The following is a 15,444-nucleotide window of genomic DNA, read 5'->3' on the forward strand; positions in this document are numbered from 1 at the left end:
AAGTTGGGTGTATTTCTTCATCGTGTGCTTTCCAATTGCGGGTTGAAAAAGTCTAATGATTCTATGAATACACCTAACTTTTTCAACTAACTACAAATGTGTTGCACTTGAGATTTGAATCTGCGTTTAAAAAACTCAACAAAACAACGAATCTACTCATACATTTTCACAATCCCGACCGTCTATCTTTTACAAGTGTATAGAAATGTATTAAAATAGATGCGCTCGACAATAAGCACAATGCAGCACAACAAAACCAATAAAAATACAAGGAATCGTCATGGCTTTTAAATCTCTAAGCTTGCTGAAAATAAAATTAGCTCTGTATTTACCGTAGAAACTCAGACCAGCTCTTTATTCGATGGACTCTTAAGTGGTGGCTCTTTAAGTAATACCTTTTCTGGTTTGCTTGGCAGCCTGACTAGTTCGACCTCGACCACACCTACCCTAGATTCTTTATTAAAAAGTTTACTCTCTGGCAGCAGCTTAGATAGTTCTAGTCTAACCAATCTAATCAGCCAATTTTCAAGCTCGAATACCAACTTAGATATCACCAGTTTAATTAGCAAACTGACACAATCCAATGGCGGTAGCTTCGATATTGCTTCCATCACCAATTTACTCAGTGGCATGATTGGCAGCAATGCAGGTGATTTAGATATTACGAAACTCACCCAATTAGTGAGTGGGTTAATCGGTGGTAATACGGGTAATCTTGATATTGCTCAAATTACTCAATTGGTCAGCGGTTTGATTTTGGGTAATAGTGACCTCGATATGGCCGCAATCACACAACTGGTTGGTGGTTTAATTGGCGGCAATACTGGCAGTTTAGGCGGTATGGATTTTGGTGCTATCGCTGAACTGGTGGGTGGTTTAATCCAAGGCAATGGCGATCTTGATATTGCTCAAATTGCTCAACTGGTTAGTGGCTTGATTGGTGGCAACATCGGTGGAGGTTTAGGCGGTCTAGATATCGCAGTGATTGCTGAACTTGTAGGCGGTTTAATCCAAGGCAATGGCGATCTTGATATTGCAGAAATTGCGCAATTGGCAAGCGGCTTAATTGGTGGCAACATCGGTGGTGATTTAGGTGGGCTAGATATCGCTGCCCTAGAACCAATTCTTGCGTTGCTTAATCCTGAAGGTCAGCTTGCAAGTGACTTTGATCTAGGTGGTTTATTAAATAATCTGACTGGAGATACAACTGGCGGTTTCAGCTTAGATGACTTAAGTGATGACTTTGACAACTTAATTTTTGGTTCAGATTTTAACATCAGCGACTTACTGCAAGGTGCGTCATCTACAACCAGTTCAGAGATCAATATTGATAGCTTAGTTCCTGCTTTAGGCGATGCGCTTGGTGGTTTAACTGGTGGAACATCTGATACACAATTTGATTTAGCTACCCTGCCAAACTTGGTACAGAATTTTGATTTGAATAACTTAAATTCTTTGTTCTAACTCTTAGTTCTAGATTTTATACATCAGTATCCAAAAAAATACGCGCAGATTGCGCGTATTTTATCTGAGGCGATAACATTTAAATACCGCGCCAATCTACACGTGCATTACGCTCAGTTTGATAAATACGAGAAACATATTGCCCTAAAGGTAAATCCAGCAAATATTTTTTATAATCTTTAAATTCTTCAGAAATCACTTCATCATGTTCTTTTTCCCACGGCGTTCCAGAAATTTCCAAAATAGGTGCAAGCATCGAACACACTGAAATATCGGCCAAACCTAAACGCTCACCCACAAAATAACGCCCGTAATTATCAATCAAATGCTGATTTAAAATGACAATTAATTCATCCATCCGCTGTTTGGATTCTGCAACTTTATCTTGATCGAGCTGATAGCCCTTAGACACCAAGGCTTTAATAATTGGCTTGGAATATTTAGAAAATTGACGCAAATAGCCTTTTTCGCCAATTAAAATTTCCAAAGGTTCTTCACTTTCAGATAATGCATGCGCCAATCCCCAACGACGCACATGCTGGCCCAATTCATCAGCCAAAGTATTTATCGCCAATGCATGTTTATATTGTTCGGCATCACTACGCAACAAGGCATGTTCGGGATAAACATCGTCCAGATAAAAAGCAATTTGAGTCGAATCTGCTATCCAGCGATCTTGATCACGTAAAATAGGTAATTTATTTTGCCCTGTTTTTAATTGGGCAAAAGCGCGATGCACACCTGGAATTAAGTTTTGCGCATCATAATCTAACTCTTTATGATCCAATAACCAGCGAGCTTTCTCACAAAAATGAGACAAAGGAAACTGGTATAAGATGCGCATAAAATCTCCATATTTAAAATTTTGATATCCAAAGCAGTATCAATACTGTGCTTGTCATACTTTAGTCATAGCCTCTTATAATTACAATAGGGTCTGTTGACATTTCATAAATGGCTTGCGCTGTAGGCTAAAACTGAGCAGATCAGGCATGAAACGCAGGGAATAGCGAGACTATTGCCAAGTTTCATAACGCAATCTGAGAAAGTTTTAGCCACATGAGCAAGAACAAAGCGCTGCTTTGTTTGCTGCGTAAGGGGGCGAGCATATTTTTTGCTGCTATTGCGTTATGTGCCAGTCATTTAGAATGACTAAATTTCCTGTCCCATGCCTTATAGCAGCTAAAAAATATGCATCGCCGCAAACATAGACGAATTGTCAACAGACCCTCTACTTTTTATTCAAAATTCAGGCGAAACAGCCAGCAATTCAAAATCAATTCCGAAAAGAAATTCAACGTACAGCATCAAGCACGCTAGATTGGAGAAACATCTGTCCGATGACCTGACTTTATCTGCCCTTTCATGTAAAATCGTGCCTAATTTTTAAATAACACGTTGTGAGTTATTCATGGGTTTTAATTGTGGTATTGTGGGCCTGCCAAACGTTGGTAAATCTACGCTTTTTAATGCTTTAACCAAAGCTGCAATTGCAGCGGAAAACTTCCCGTTCTGTACCATTGAGCCAAATACAGGCATTGTACCTGTGCCAGATTCACGTTTGGACAAATTGGCGGAAATCGTAAATCCGCAACGTGTATTACCCACCACGATGGAATTTGTGGATATTGCAGGTTTGGTTGCAGGTGCATCTAAAGGTGAAGGTTTAGGTAACCAATTCCTTGCCAACATTCGTGAAACCGATGCGATTGCGCATGTAGTTCGTTGCTTTGAAGATGAAAACGTCATTCACGTAAATGGTAAAATTGACCCATTAGATGACATTGCAACCATCAATACCGAACTTGCTTTGGCCGATTTAGAAACGGTAAGTAAAGCCATTACACGCTTAGCAAAATCTGCCAAAGGTGGCGATAAAGAAGCCGTAGCGACCAAAGCCGTTTTAGAAAAAATCCAACCTTTACTGGATGATGGCAAGCCTGCACGTGCAGCCAATTTAGATGACGATGAACGCAAATTGGTTCGTGGTTTTGGTTTATTAACCTTAAAACCAACCATGTATATTGCGAACGTGGCAGAAGATGGCTTTGAAAATAACCCGCACTTAGATGCAGTCAAAAAACTTGCTGCAGAAGAAAATGCGATTGTGGTGCCTTTATGCAACCAAATTGAAGCCGAAATTTCATTACTTGAAGATGAAGACCGTGCAGAATTCCTAGAAGCTCTTGGTATGGAAGAACCAGGGCTGAACGTAGTGATTCGTGCAGGTTATGCGCTGTTAGGTCTGCAAACTTACTTTACTGCAGGCGTACAAGAAGTCCGCGCGTGGACAGTGAAAGTAGGTGCAACTGCACCACAAGCAGCAGGCGTAATTCACACTGACTTTGAAAAAGGCTTTATCCGCGCAGAATGTATTGCTTATGAGGATTTCGTACAATACAACGGCGAAGCAGGTGCAAAAGAAGCAGGTAAATGGCGCTTGGAAGGTAAAACTTATATCGTACAAGACGGTGATGTTTTACACTTCCGTTTTAATGTTTAATTGTTTTTATGTTTAGTTTTAGAACAATGCTTACAGCCGAGCATTGATTCAATAAAAAAACCTCGATGCTTACATCGAGGTTTTTTTATGGGCGATTCCGCATCACATCAATGCAAAATAATCTCAACTAAGACTGCACCACATTGCCCTTTTGTTTCGGGTCAGTATTGCCCAATTCAGGATGCGCCAAAGCATCAGCACATTGTTTTTTATCCCGTTCATAATCAGCTTGTTTTTGTGCAAGACTGCTTGAACTGTCAATCGTCGCACGTGCCCAAATTTCCAAACTGGTCAAAGCCTTACGACATAGCGCATATTTCCCTTCCGTTACAGAGTCGGTCATTTTGACATTAATACGCCAGTCGGTACTTAATTTACGGGCAGGTTTGCGGACTTTATCTTCAATTAAGTTACGCTGTTTACGATACACGTACGGCTCAACTTCATTCATTAATTCCCACGCGGCTTGCGCATACACAGTCGCATCATTGGTGAGTTTTGGCGCAGGCTTAATTTCTACTGTTTTTTGCGGGTTGTTGTCATTGCTACACGCTTGCAATAACAGGCTACTGCATAACATTGAAGCAAGCAGGATTACAGGTGTTTTCAATTTCAACATATCGGTTCGCCCATACAAACAATTCGGCATCATGCTAATGAATTCAAGTATAATACACAATCTTCATTTGACCCATCGTTCAACTTTCTCCCACAAGGTGTGTCGTGTCCGTACACAATATTCAAACTGCGCCCGCAGCAAGTTTTTGGCAAGGTGCAAAAGATAGTCAGGCGATTATTTTCACCTATCTGCCTGTTTCTTTTGCTTTTGGTGTTTCTGCAACTCAATTCGGCTTTAGCGCATGGGAAGCCTTATTTTTATCTTGCTCGATGTATGCAGGGGCGAGTCAATTTTTAGTCGTTGCCTTATTGGGCAGTGGAACTTCAATCTGGATGACCGCATTAACGGTAATCGCCTTGGATATTCGACATTTACTTTACGGCCCGGCCTTACAAAACCTGATTCAAGATCGTTTAAACCTAAAAAAAACTGCAATTTGGTCATGGGGTCTGACCGATGAAGTTTTTGCCTCAGGCATGATTAAACTGTCACAGCGCCGTCAGGAATGGTCTGAATCATGGATGCTTGGACTGAGTTTATTTAGTTGGTTGTCTTGGGCATTAGGCTCTTTGTTAGGCGGATTATTTGCCGATCAAGTCACTAAAATGCCACAGTTTTTGCAAGCGGCGCTCGACTTTTTACTGCCCGCTTTATTCCTTAGCTTCTTATTGGCAGCATTTGAAAAGAAACACACCTTTGTCGTGGGAATCACCATTCTAGTATCTGCCGTAGCTTGTTATTTTATTGACTTATCTGCTGCAATTTTTATTGGGATTTCTTCAGGTATTTTGGCGGGATTATTTAAACACTATGTTTTAAAACAACCCGACCCTGAACATACAGGAGCAAAATCATGAGTTTAGAAATTATTTTGGTCGGTATTATGGTCGGTATCGCAAACTTCGCCTCACGTTTTGGGCCATTTTTTGTGATTCAAAAGTTTCAACAAGGCTCACAGCAACGTGGTGCTTTATGGCTTAAAATCGCTTTGGGCAGCATTGGTATAGCCGCAATTAGCTCTATGCTCGTGGTTGCAACCTTGCCACCTTTGCTTGAAACACCCAATAAAAGTTTTGCGATGTTGATTGGCTTTTTAGTGCTGACAGGTTTGTATTTTAAGTTTAAGAAAATCGTACCTGCAACGCTTACCGCAGCCATCACCTATGGTTTAATTTATACTTATGTGCCATTTTCGTTCTAATGTTGCTGAAATTTAGAGGTTGGATCGCCCAAATGAGCTATTTCAGGATTCAGCCCTAATTACTATAAAGCACTGAATGCAATACAACGAGATGACAAAATCATGATTTTATTGCAAACAGGGCTTAACTCATGGAACAGTTCTGCTATGCTAAAAGCCCACTTTAGCAAGGACGATTCACATGAGCGTGACCATTGGTACTCCCCTTCAATCTTCTGCTTTCAAGGTTTTGCTATTGGGTTCAGGGGAACTCGGTAAAGAGGTGGTAATTTCACTGCAACGCTTAGGCGTAGAAGTACATGCCGCCGATCGCTACGACCATGCGCCAGCCATGCAAGTCGCACATTATGCTTATACTTTAAACATGGCAGATGCCACAGAATTAAAACAACTGATTGAAAAAATTCAACCCAATTTAATTGTGCCTGAAATTGAGGCCATTGCGACATCAGTTTTACTTGAAATTGAAGCGCAAAATATTGCAACAGTGATTCCATCTGCCAAAGCGGTAAATTTGACCATGAACCGTGAAGGCATTCGTCGTTTGGCTGCAGAAGAATTAGGTTTGCCGACATCCGCTTATCGCTTTGCCAATTCTCTCGAATCTTTCCGCGCTGCATGTGATGACATTGGTTATCCAAACTTTGTGAAGCCTGTGATGTCATCTTCAGGCAAGGGACAATCGCGTGTCACCTGCTTTGATGAAGTTGATGCAGCTTGGGAATATGCCCAGACTGGCGGGCGCGTCAATCAAGGCACTGTGATTGTTGAATCACAAATTGACTTCGATTTTGAAATTACCTTATTAACCGTACGTGCTAAAAACCCAGAAACTGGTGCGATCGAAACTTCATATTGCGACCCAATTGGTCACCGTCAAGATGCAGGCGACTATGTAGAAAGCTGGCAACCTCAAGCCATGAGTGATGCTGCCTTGACTGAAGCCAAACGAATTGCACACAAAGTGACTACTGCCTTAGGTGGTTGCGGTATTTTTGGTGTAGAGCTGTTTGTGAAAGGCGATAAAGTCTGGTTCAGTGAAGTCTCTCCACGTCCACACGACACAGGTTTGGTGACATTGGCTTCACAATTCCAAAGTGAATTTGAATTACATGCCCGCGCGATTTTAGGCTTACCTGTCAATACCACACGCCATAGCGTTGCAGCCAGTGCGGTGATTTATGCAGGTGTCGATGCAACGAATCTTTCATTTTCTGGCCTGAATCTTGCATTAGCACATCCCGATACAGATTTACGTTTATTTGGCAAACCTGAAGGTTTTGAGCGTCGTCGTATGGGCGTTGCCACTGCACGAGCAGAAACCACAGAGCAAGCGCGTGAGCTAGCTCAGCATACTGCGGACACTGTTCGCGTACATTTAAACGAAAATCAAAATTAAGCTCGTCATTGCATAACGGAATTGTCCATGATCATTACATTACCCTTGCTGAATTATGTAAAAAGCAACCATGACATTCAGGCCATTAACCAATGGCGCACCGATGTCGAAAATCAGCTACAACAATGTTTTGAAAATGGACAATCCATTCGTGAAGTGATTTTGGCGCGTTCTAACCTGATTGATGAAGCGCTCACTTTCTTATGGCAACATGCTGAATTAGACAAAACCGATTTAAGCCTATTTGCGGTAGGTGGCTATGGGCGCAAAGAAATGCTGCCCTATTCAGATGTCGATATTATGGTGTTATCGGAAGATGCAATTACAGCAGAACAAGAACAACTTATTTCGACCTTTATTTCATCTTTATGGGATGTTGGCAATTTCAAACCTGCCACCAGCGTGCGGACTATTCAAGACTGTGTGATTCAGGCAACCAGTGATTTAACTGTTGCAACTACCTTGATTGAAGCGCGTTTAATTACAGGAAATCAGCAGCTTGCCAAATGGCCGCGTCGTATTGTTTCGCAAACTTGGACAGATAAAACCTTTTTTGATGCCAAAATGGAGGAGCAAAGCAAGCGTTACGCGCAGCACAATGACACCGAAAGTAATTTAGAACCTGATATTAAAAATGCTCCGGGCGGTATTCGTGACATCAACCAAATTGGCTGGATTGCCAAACGCCATTTTCGCGTCAATCGTATTTACGACTTGGTGCATTTAGGTTTTATTTCAGAATTTGAATTGGGTGTACTTGAAGAAGCCGAAAGCTTTTTATGGGAAATCCGTCATCATCTCCATCGTTTAACCAAACGTGATGAAAACCGTTTATTGTTTGATTATCAACGAGATATTGCAGCAACTTTTGGCTATGTTCGAGAAGAAGGTAAACCGCAAAATTACCCGATTGAACAATTTATGAAGCGTTATTATCGCTCTGCACAGCAAGTTTCCACTTTAAATGAAATGTTGCTGGCCTATTTTAATGAGTCGGTCATTACCCCGCGTTTGCCTAATTATGAACGTAACATTGAAGAAATTAATGAAAATTTTAAACTGGTCGATGGCAAACTTGCCGTGCAGCACCACAAAATTTTCTCAGAAAAACCAAGCGCAATTTTAGAAATTTTCTATTTATTGGCCAATCGTCCTGAAATTGAAGGAATTCGCGCACGAACACTGCGCCTGCTGACACTTGCAGCCAAGCGTATTGACCAAAGTTTCCGTGATGATCCAACGCATCAAGCGCTGTTTATGGCAATTTTGCGCTCACCGCACCGCTTGTATAATACCTTGGTGACTATGAAACGCTTAGGTGTATTGGGCAATTACATCCCCGCTTTTGGTCAAATTACAGGTTTAATGCAATACGACTTATTCCATATTTATACAGTCGATGCGCACATTTTACTATTACTCCGCAATTTAAGCCGCTTCAAAGAACCTGAATTCGCGAAAGATTTTCCTGTGGTCAGTTCGGTATTTCAGCGTTTAGCCCGTCGTGACATTATTTATTTGGCTGCGATTTTCCATGATATTGCTAAAGGTCGTCGTGGTGATCACAGTGAACTTGGTGCGGTAGATGCGATTGAGTTTTGCCGTAAACATGGATTTACTGAACGTGAATGTAACCTTGTGGCATGGTTAGTCAAAAATCACTTGTTGATGTCAGTCACAGCACAGAAAAAAGATATTTCTGACCCCGATGTGGTCAAGGAATTTGCCGAAAAAATGGGAGATATGGAGCATTTAGATTATCTCTATACCTTAACGGTTGCTGATATTAATGCGACTAATCCAACACTCTGGAACTCATGGCGTGCATCCTTAATGCGCCAACTTTATACGCAAGCGCGTGATGTCATTCGCTCAGGACTTGGGCGTCCCGTCGATTATCAAATGCTGATTGAAGACACCAAATTTGCGGCAAGCGAGTTACTGGTTAAAGATTTTGAACTCAGTGCTGTTGAAAAAGTCTGGCAAGAACTGGGCGATGAATACTTTATTAAAGAATCTGCCGATGAAATTGCATGGCATACCCGCGCGATTTTGGAGCATGGCGATAATCCTGCACCATTAGTGCTCATGCGCGCGCACCGAAAATCAGCACAAGACGCAGTACAAATCTTTATTTACACGCAAGACCAACCCAACCTATTTGCCACAACTGTCGCTATTTTAGACCGCATGAACCTTGACGTTCAGGATGCACGAATTATTACTGCGACCAAAGCCTTTAGTTTGGATACTTACGTGGTCTTAGACCGTTTTGGCACACTCTTAACAGACCCTGAACGTGAAGAAATGGTGATTGAGGCTTTAGTGAATGCCTTGAGCCAGTCAGATAAATATCCGGGTCTGATGCAACGCCGCATTCCGCGTCAATTACGTCATTTTGACATTGAAAATACAGTAGAAGTGACTTTCAATGCAGCGCTGAATCAAAACATGGTCGAAATTGCCACACTAGATCATCCCGGGTTACTCGCCAAAATTGGCGGCTTGTTTATGATGCAAGGCTTAGATATTCACTCCGCCAAAATTGCCACCCTGGGCGAACGTGCCGAAGATATTTTCTTCGTCACCAAAAAAGATGGTAACCCAATGACAAAGTCTGAAGCAGATATCTTTGCAATCCAGCTCAAAGCTGCTTTAGATGAGGCCTCTAATCAGGTCTGTGGTCAACATTAACTTCAATTTACGGAACATCCATGAACTCAAGTTTGTCCTTATTACATCCTTACCCTTTTGAAAAGCTAAACAAACTATTTCAGGACGTACAACCTGCAAATTTGCCGTTAATTCCACTGTCTATTGGCGAACCTAAACATCCTGCACCTGAATTTGTCAAACAAGCCATTATTGATAATTTTCAGCATTTATCGACTTATCCGAACAGCAAAGGTCTGCCTGAATTACGTCACAGCATTGCCCATTGGCTGACACAACGCTTTCATTTAAAACAAGTTAACCCAGACACTCAAGTTCTCCCCGTTTCAGGTACACGTGAAGCGATTTTTTCCTTCGTACAAGCATTGATTCGACGTGAAGATGCACCCTATGTAGTGATGCCCAATCCGTTTTATCAAATTTATGAAGGGGCAACTTTATTGGCAGGTGCCCAACCTTATTTCATCAATTGCACCGAAGACAATAATTACTTGGGTGATTTTGATGCCGTACCTGCAGAAGTCTGGGAAAAAACCGCTTTATTATTTGTCTGCACACCAGGAAATCCAACGGGTGCTGTCCTTTCAAAAGAACAATTTAAAAAGCTAATAGCTTTGTCAGATCAATATAATTTTGTCATTGCATCTGATGAATGTTATTCGGAATTATGGTTTGACCAAGCTCCTACAGGTTTACTGGAAGTCTGTGCCGAACTTGGACGTGATGACTACAAAAACTGCATCGTATTCCATTCTTTGTCTAAACGCTCAAACTTACCCGGCATGCGTTCAGGCTTTGTTGCGGGCGATGCCAACTTATTAAAACCTTATTTGCAATATCGTACCTATCATGGTGCGGCAATGCCTGTTCAACATCAATTGGCATCTATTGCAGCTTGGGATGATGAACAGCACGTTGAAGATAATCGTCAACAATATCGCGCCAAGTTTGAATTATTTCAAATGGAACTTGGGCATTTACTGCCATTAAAAAAACCAGATGCAGGTTTTTATTACTGGCTCAAAGTCGATCATGATGAAAACTTTGCCAAAATGTTGATGGAAAAAACCCATATTAAAGTGCTACCAGGGCGATATTTATCTCGTGAAACCGCACAAGGTAACCCAGGTGAAAACCATGTTCGCTTAGCTTTGGTTGCAGATTTGGCGCAATGTGAACAAGTAATTCAACGTCTTAAAGCGATTTTATAAGTTAATGATTTCAATTAAATTTAAGGCGATCATCTGATCGCCTTAATTATCTTACTTGCACAAGCGCAAGCCTTTATCGTAAAGCCTTTTCAATTTCCGCCTGCAAATCTTCAGGTTTTGTGGTCGGAGCAAAACGGTTCAACACCTTGCCATCTTTGCCAATTAAAAACTTGGTGAAATTCCATTTAATTCCGTTGCCCAAAATACCTTTACTGTTATTGGTCAGGTAACGGAAAATCGCATGTGCTTCAGGACCTTTCACATCAATTTTGCTAAACATTGGAAAACTGACACCATAGTTTTTTTGGCAGAAGCTCCCAATTTGCTCATTGGAGCCTGGATCTTGCCCACCAAACTGATTGCACGGAAAGCCCAAAACTTCCAGACCTTGGTCTTTATATTGTTGGTATAACTTTTCCAAACCCGCAAATTGAGGCGTAAAACCACACTTGCTGGCTGTATTTACAATCAACAAAACCTTCCCTTCATAATCGCTAAAGGCTTTATTTTGTCCATCTAACAACTCAGCTTCAAACTGATAAATGTTGGTCATGGATAATTTCCCTCATCATTTTTTTCTTGTGTTTTGATTTCTAAAGAAGCCGAATTGACACAATAGCGCAATCCTGTTGGCTGTGGACCATCATCAAAAACATGCCCTAAATGTGCGTCACAATGATGACAAACAATCTCAGTACGCTGCATGCCATGCGAACCATCCTGATGTTCTTCAATCACCCCAGGCTGGATTGGACGATAGAAACTTGGCCAACCGCTACCGCTGTCATATTTTGTTTCAGATGAGAATAGCGCTGTACCGCAACAACGACAGGTATAAATCCCCTCTTGTTTAGTATTCCAATATCTCCCCGTAAAAGCAGGCTCCGTGCCTTTTTGACGTGTAATCCGAAATTCCTCTGGTGATAACTCTCTTTGCCATTCTCGGTCTGTTTTATTGAGTTTTCCCATCACTAACTCCTTTAAATCTTTGACATTCAGTGTCATGCTTCAGTACTTCCATTTTTACGCTAGACCTTGCAAAATATCTAGCTAAATTTCAGCATAGATTGTGATATTTCAGTAATCTATAATTTATTTATCTTCTAATCATTGGATGGAACTATGTCCGTACTAGGTAACACGACTCCGCGCGAAATAAAAAAATCATCAAAACTTGAGCATGTATGCTACGACATTCGCGGACCTGTGTTACGAGCGGCCAATGAAATGGAAGAGGCCGGTCATAAAATTATTAAACTGAATATTGGCAACCCTGCCCCATTCGGTTTTGAAGCGCCACAGGAAATTATTAATGATGTCGCATTGAACTTGCCTAATGCGATTGGTTATACCGACTCCAAAGGAATTTTCCCTGCGCGTAAAGCGATTTGTCAGTACTATCAGCAAAAAGGCATTTTCGATATGCATGTCAATGATGTGTATATAGGCAACGGCGTGTCTGAACTGATTGTTATGGCGATGCAAGGCTTGTTGGACGATGGCGATGAAATGCTGGTACCAATGCCTGACTACCCGCTTTGGACTGCGGCAGTGAATTTATCGGGCGGTACTGCTATTCACTACAAATGTGATGAAGAAAACTTTTGGTATCCAGACATTGCCGATATGGAAAGCAAAATCACGCCAAATACGCGCGGTATTGTCATTATTAACCCGAATAACCCAACGGGTGCGGTTTATCCACGTCATGTGTTGGAACAAATTGTAGCATTGGCAAAAAAATATGACTTAATTTTATTTGCCGATGAGATTTACGACAAAATTATTTATGACGGCATTGAGCATGTTGCGGTTGCAGCTTTAGCGGGTGATCAACTCTGTATCTCATTTAATGGCTTGTCTAAATCGTATCGCATTGCGGGCTTCCGTTCAGGCTGGATGGCGATTACAGGCGATAAATCACGCGCTGCAGACTACATTGAAGGTTTAGACATGTTGGCGTCTATGCGCTTGTGTGCCAACCATCAGGCGCAGTACGCGATTCAAACAGCATTGGGTGGTTATCAGTCTATCAATGACTTGATTCGTCCGGGTGGTCGTTTATACGAACAACGTAACATTGCATGGGAAATGCTGAACGACATTCCTGGCGTGTCTTGTGTCAAACCTGAGGGTGCAATGTATTGCTTCCCGAAACTTGATCCAAACGTCTATCCAATTGAAGATGACGAAAAGTTAATGCTCGATTTACTCAAAGCAGAAAAAGTTTTATTGGTTCAAGGTACAGGTTTTAACTGGCCAACGCCTGATCATTTCCGTGTCGTGTTCTTGCCTGCAGAAAATGAATTACGTGAAGCAATGACACGTTTAGGTCGTTTCTTGGCAAAAATCCGCTAAGATCAAACCGAATCTCTGTTTTAAAATGCCGTGTTGATCACGGCATTTTTTATGGATTTGATTTTTATTTCTATTTTATCTTTAAATCTCTTGTTCATCATCAAGTGGTCACATAGCAAAGCGATACTCAGACACTTGGGGATACACTTTTACACGCCCGCAAAAGCATGCTGTAATAGCCACAAGCGATTAAGTTTCAGGAATTGAGCATGCACTACCAAGTCCATCTTATTGATGCGCAAAAACCATCACAAAACTATATTTGGTTGCTTGAACATTGTGCTAGCAAACAAGTGGTGGTGATCGACCCAACCGATGCCAAACCTGTTGAAGATTTTTGCCAAAATCATGGTTTAGAGATCGCGCAAATTTGGTTGACACATTGGCATCAAGACCATATTGGCGGTGTACCTGAACTCATTGCAGAACGTAATTTACCTGTTTATGGGCCACGTGAAGAATTGAGCAAAATTCCGTTTATCACGCATCCTTTACAAAACCAAGACCATGTCAATTTTCATGATTTACAGATCGATGTTATTGCCGTTCCGGGACATACCTTGGGGCATATTGTGTATTTTATAGATGCATTGGATGTATTGTTCTGTGGTGATACTTTATTTGCGATGGGCTGTGGACGTGTTTTTGAAGGTACACATTTGCAAATGTATCAATCTTTAAACCGATTGGCAGCTCTACCTCCGCGTACCCAAGTATATTGCACCCATGAATATACATTGGCGAATGCTCAATTTGCACTGCATGTAGAACCAGACAATGTTGCCATTCAAGAGCGTTATCAACAGATTGAAAGTTTACGCATGCTTAATCAACCCACTTTGCCAAGCAGCATCGAACTAGAACTGGAAACCAATCCATTTTTAAGGGCCGAAAGTGTCGAAGAATTTCAGAAATTACGTGAACTCAAAGACAACTTTTAAATTGATGCTTTGATCATAAAGCATCTGATATTTCTCTCGGATTATAAAATCTGATTACTAGCAGCAAACTCATCTAATTGAGTTTGCGTCACCACACGCACAGCATTCATTTCATCGACCCGCACCAAAAGTAAATTGGACAATGCAGGCTGATAACGGCGTGCGCTGCCAAAAGGCGTATAAGCCACTTTGGATTGCGAGGAAAACAGTAACCAATCTTCATGCCCAAGCATCACAGCAAAAGGCTCTAGCCCTTGATTTTGCATCTGCTTCACTATGTACTCAGCCTGCTGTTGGATTGTTTGTGCAGTCATGTTTATTTTCCAAATCTTCAAACTCAACCATAGTATAAGCTAATGTCCATTTGGTGCCGACATGCTCCACACTGATATGCATTGCGCTAAATTAAAGCTTTGCATGAAAACAATGGAAAATCTTCATGTGTTCATGCTGAAAATAAATACAGTCTAAAACCAAAAATCATTAACAAATTATTTCCAAGTCATCTTTTGGCAATATATCTAAGACCTTAAAATTAATTACGCCACCTCAGTTAAAATAATAAATATCAATAATTTACAAATAAATAATTCTTTTAAAATATTCTAATTGCTTAAAAGGACTTTAGATTTCTAAAAATCAGTGAAAAAAATGTCAAAGAAATACATTTCTGCCCTTTAAAAATTTAGGAAATATCCCTATTAATAATTAAATAAATGGATAGGAGTTCTCTCGTGAAAAAAGTTGTTAAAGCAAAAAATTTAATTGCGTTTCGTATTTGGTTAGAAAAATTAGGTTATTCAGTCAAAAATTTGGCGGATGGTCACGGTTTCACATTTAGCTTTCAAAAAGAGTATGGTTTGGTCACTTGCGAGCTTTCTGGTAATGCTTTAGCAATGAAATTAGGCGAGGAATTTGAAGACCATTTAAAAGCATAAGTACTTATACAATATAACCCCAGTTACGGATAAGCCAAAGATTTAATCACATGAATTTTAGGCTTATTCTTTTGGCAAAGTTGATACGCACATAGTGAAGAAAATACGCCTGCTAAAAAACCAGCAATCGAACGATG

Annotated in this window: 15 protein-coding genes and 1 pseudogene; 10 read left to right on the plus strand and 6 right to left on the minus strand. The window is 40.9% G+C overall.

The annotated features are described in order from the left end of the window. Window positions 1-405 precede the first annotated feature (405 nt). Window positions 406-1,464, plus strand: a complete 1,059-nt coding sequence (locus ACEO2X_RS11435; protein ID WP_371972054.1) for a hypothetical protein — start codon at window positions 406-408, stop codon at window positions 1,462-1,464. Window positions 1,465-1,543: 79 nt separating this feature from the next. Here ACEO2X_RS11435 and ACEO2X_RS11440 read toward each other — a convergent pair whose 3' ends face one another. Next, the gene (locus ACEO2X_RS11440; protein ID WP_004971433.1) at window positions 1,544-2,308 is read right to left on the minus strand and encodes a glutathione S-transferase family protein; all 765 of its coding nucleotides are present in this window, start codon (window positions 2,306-2,308) and stop codon (window positions 1,544-1,546) included. Window positions 2,309-2,875: 567 nt separating this feature from the next. Between ACEO2X_RS11440 and ychF the strand changes: the two genes are divergently transcribed. Further along, the gene (gene ychF / locus ACEO2X_RS11445; protein WP_004971435.1) at window positions 2,876-3,967 is read left to right on the plus strand and encodes a redox-regulated ATPase YchF; all 1,092 of its coding nucleotides are present in this window, start codon (window positions 2,876-2,878) and stop codon (window positions 3,965-3,967) included. 127 nt (window positions 3,968-4,094) lie between these two features. Here ychF and ACEO2X_RS11450 read toward each other — a convergent pair whose 3' ends face one another. Then, window positions 4,095-4,586 carry a hypothetical protein gene (locus ACEO2X_RS11450; protein WP_026438320.1) on the minus strand — a complete coding sequence of 164 codons (492 nt, stop codon included), beginning with the start codon at window positions 4,584-4,586 and terminating at the stop codon, window positions 4,095-4,097. A gap of 119 nt (window positions 4,587-4,705) precedes the next feature. Here ACEO2X_RS11450 and ACEO2X_RS11455 point away from each other — a divergent pair, with 119 nt between their 5' ends. The 5 genes from ACEO2X_RS11455 to dapC all read left to right on the plus strand — a co-directional run bounded on the left by ACEO2X_RS11455 (window position 4,706) and on the right by dapC (window position 11,070). Then, window positions 4,706-5,443, plus strand: coding sequence for an AzlC family ABC transporter permease (locus tag ACEO2X_RS11455; protein ID WP_171062558.1), 738 nt, complete (start codon window positions 4,706-4,708; stop codon window positions 5,441-5,443). Further along, on the plus strand, window positions 5,440-5,787 hold the full coding sequence (gene ygaH, locus ACEO2X_RS11460) for an L-valine transporter subunit YgaH (RefSeq protein WP_004971441.1): 348 nt from the start codon (window positions 5,440-5,442) through the stop codon (window positions 5,785-5,787). Before ACEO2X_RS11455 ends, ygaH begins: the two co-directional genes overlap by 4 nt. Window positions 5,788-5,968: 181 nt before the next feature. Then, window positions 5,969-7,186: a formate-dependent phosphoribosylglycinamide formyltransferase gene (gene purT / locus ACEO2X_RS11465; protein ID WP_154320843.1), complete on the plus strand. Its 1,218-nt coding sequence runs from the start codon at window positions 5,969-5,971 to the stop codon at window positions 7,184-7,186. Between the two features lie 27 nt (window positions 7,187-7,213). Beyond that, window positions 7,214-9,880 carry a [protein-PII] uridylyltransferase gene (gene glnD, locus ACEO2X_RS11470; protein WP_371972055.1) on the plus strand — a complete coding sequence of 889 codons (2,667 nt, stop codon included), beginning with the start codon at window positions 7,214-7,216 and terminating at the stop codon, window positions 9,878-9,880. A gap of 20 nt (window positions 9,881-9,900) precedes the next feature. Next, window positions 9,901-11,070, plus strand: a complete 1,170-nt coding sequence (gene dapC / locus ACEO2X_RS11475; protein WP_096902293.1) for a succinyldiaminopimelate transaminase — start codon at window positions 9,901-9,903, stop codon at window positions 11,068-11,070. 73 nt (window positions 11,071-11,143) lie between these two features. Here dapC and ACEO2X_RS11480 read toward each other — a convergent pair whose 3' ends face one another. Both ACEO2X_RS11480 and msrB read right to left on the minus strand, forming a co-directional pair. Continuing rightward, window positions 11,144-11,623 carry a glutathione peroxidase gene (locus tag ACEO2X_RS11480; protein WP_096902294.1) on the minus strand — a complete coding sequence of 160 codons (480 nt, stop codon included), beginning with the start codon at window positions 11,621-11,623 and terminating at the stop codon, window positions 11,144-11,146. Further along, a complete protein-coding gene (msrB, locus tag ACEO2X_RS11485) occupies window positions 11,620-12,039 on the minus strand; it encodes a peptide-methionine (R)-S-oxide reductase MsrB (RefSeq protein WP_154321275.1) in 420 nt (139 codons plus the stop codon). The genes ACEO2X_RS11480 and msrB overlap by 4 nt, the downstream gene beginning before the upstream one ends. 153 nt (window positions 12,040-12,192) lie before the next feature. Between msrB and ACEO2X_RS11490 the strand changes: the two genes are divergently transcribed. Both ACEO2X_RS11490 and gloB read left to right on the plus strand, forming a co-directional pair. Then, complete coding sequence (locus ACEO2X_RS11490) at window positions 12,193-13,428, plus strand: pyridoxal phosphate-dependent aminotransferase (RefSeq protein WP_004971448.1); 1,236 nt, start codon at window positions 12,193-12,195, stop codon at window positions 13,426-13,428. 209 nt (window positions 13,429-13,637) lie between these two features. Further along, window positions 13,638-14,369 carry a hydroxyacylglutathione hydrolase gene (gene gloB, locus ACEO2X_RS11495; protein ID WP_371972056.1) on the plus strand — a complete coding sequence of 244 codons (732 nt, stop codon included), beginning with the start codon at window positions 13,638-13,640 and terminating at the stop codon, window positions 14,367-14,369. A 41-nt stretch (window positions 14,370-14,410) separates the two neighbouring features. Here the strand turns inward: gloB and ACEO2X_RS11500 are convergent, their stop codons facing one another. Beyond that, complete coding sequence (locus ACEO2X_RS11500; protein WP_104851819.1) at window positions 14,411-14,683, minus strand: hypothetical protein; 273 nt, start codon at window positions 14,681-14,683, stop codon at window positions 14,411-14,413. A 420-nt stretch (window positions 14,684-15,103) separates the two neighbouring features. On the opposite strand from ACEO2X_RS11500, the gene ACEO2X_RS11505 reads away from it, so the two are divergent. Further along, window positions 15,104-15,307, plus strand: a complete 204-nt coding sequence (locus ACEO2X_RS11505; RefSeq protein WP_004971452.1) for a hypothetical protein — start codon at window positions 15,104-15,106, stop codon at window positions 15,305-15,307. A gap of 23 nt (window positions 15,308-15,330) precedes the next feature. Here ACEO2X_RS11505 and ACEO2X_RS11510 read toward each other — a convergent pair. Beyond that, window positions 15,331-15,444 (minus strand): annotated as a pseudogene (locus tag ACEO2X_RS11510) (IS982 family transposase); the annotation flags it as partial.

It is taken from the genome of Acinetobacter sp. AL9, from assembly GCF_041464035.1.
Lineage (GTDB): Bacteria > Pseudomonadota > Gammaproteobacteria > Pseudomonadales > Moraxellaceae > Acinetobacter > Acinetobacter towneri.

Coding starts and splice junctions, on each gene's coding strand:
- ACEO2X_RS11440 (WP_004971433.1), bottom strand. CDS start 2,308: ATGCGCATCTTATACCAGTTTCCTTTGTCTCATTTTTGTGAGAAAGCT.
- ychF (WP_004971435.1), top strand. CDS start 2,876: ATGGGTTTTAATTGTGGTATTGTGGGCCTGCCAAACGTTGGTAAATCT.
- ACEO2X_RS11450 (WP_026438320.1), bottom strand. CDS start 4,586: ATGTTGAAATTGAAAACACCTGTAATCCTGCTTGCTTCAATGTTATGC.
- ygaH (WP_004971441.1), top strand. CDS start 5,440: ATGAGTTTAGAAATTATTTTGGTCGGTATTATGGTCGGTATCGCAAAC.
- purT (WP_154320843.1), top strand. CDS start 5,969: ATGAGCGTGACCATTGGTACTCCCCTTCAATCTTCTGCTTTCAAGGTT.
- glnD (WP_371972055.1), top strand. CDS start 7,214: ATGATCATTACATTACCCTTGCTGAATTATGTAAAAAGCAACCATGAC.
- dapC (WP_096902293.1), top strand. CDS start 9,901: ATGAACTCAAGTTTGTCCTTATTACATCCTTACCCTTTTGAAAAGCTA.
- ACEO2X_RS11480 (WP_096902294.1), bottom strand. CDS start 11,623: ATGACCAACATTTATCAGTTTGAAGCTGAGTTGTTAGATGGACAAAAT.
- msrB (WP_154321275.1), bottom strand. CDS start 12,039: ATGGGAAAACTCAATAAAACAGACCGAGAATGGCAAAGAGAGTTATCA.
- ACEO2X_RS11490 (WP_004971448.1), top strand. CDS start 12,193: ATGTCCGTACTAGGTAACACGACTCCGCGCGAAATAAAAAAATCATCA.
- gloB (WP_371972056.1), top strand. CDS start 13,638: ATGCACTACCAAGTCCATCTTATTGATGCGCAAAAACCATCACAAAAC.
- ACEO2X_RS11500 (WP_104851819.1), bottom strand. CDS start 14,683: ATGACTGCACAAACAATCCAACAGCAGGCTGAGTACATAGTGAAGCAG.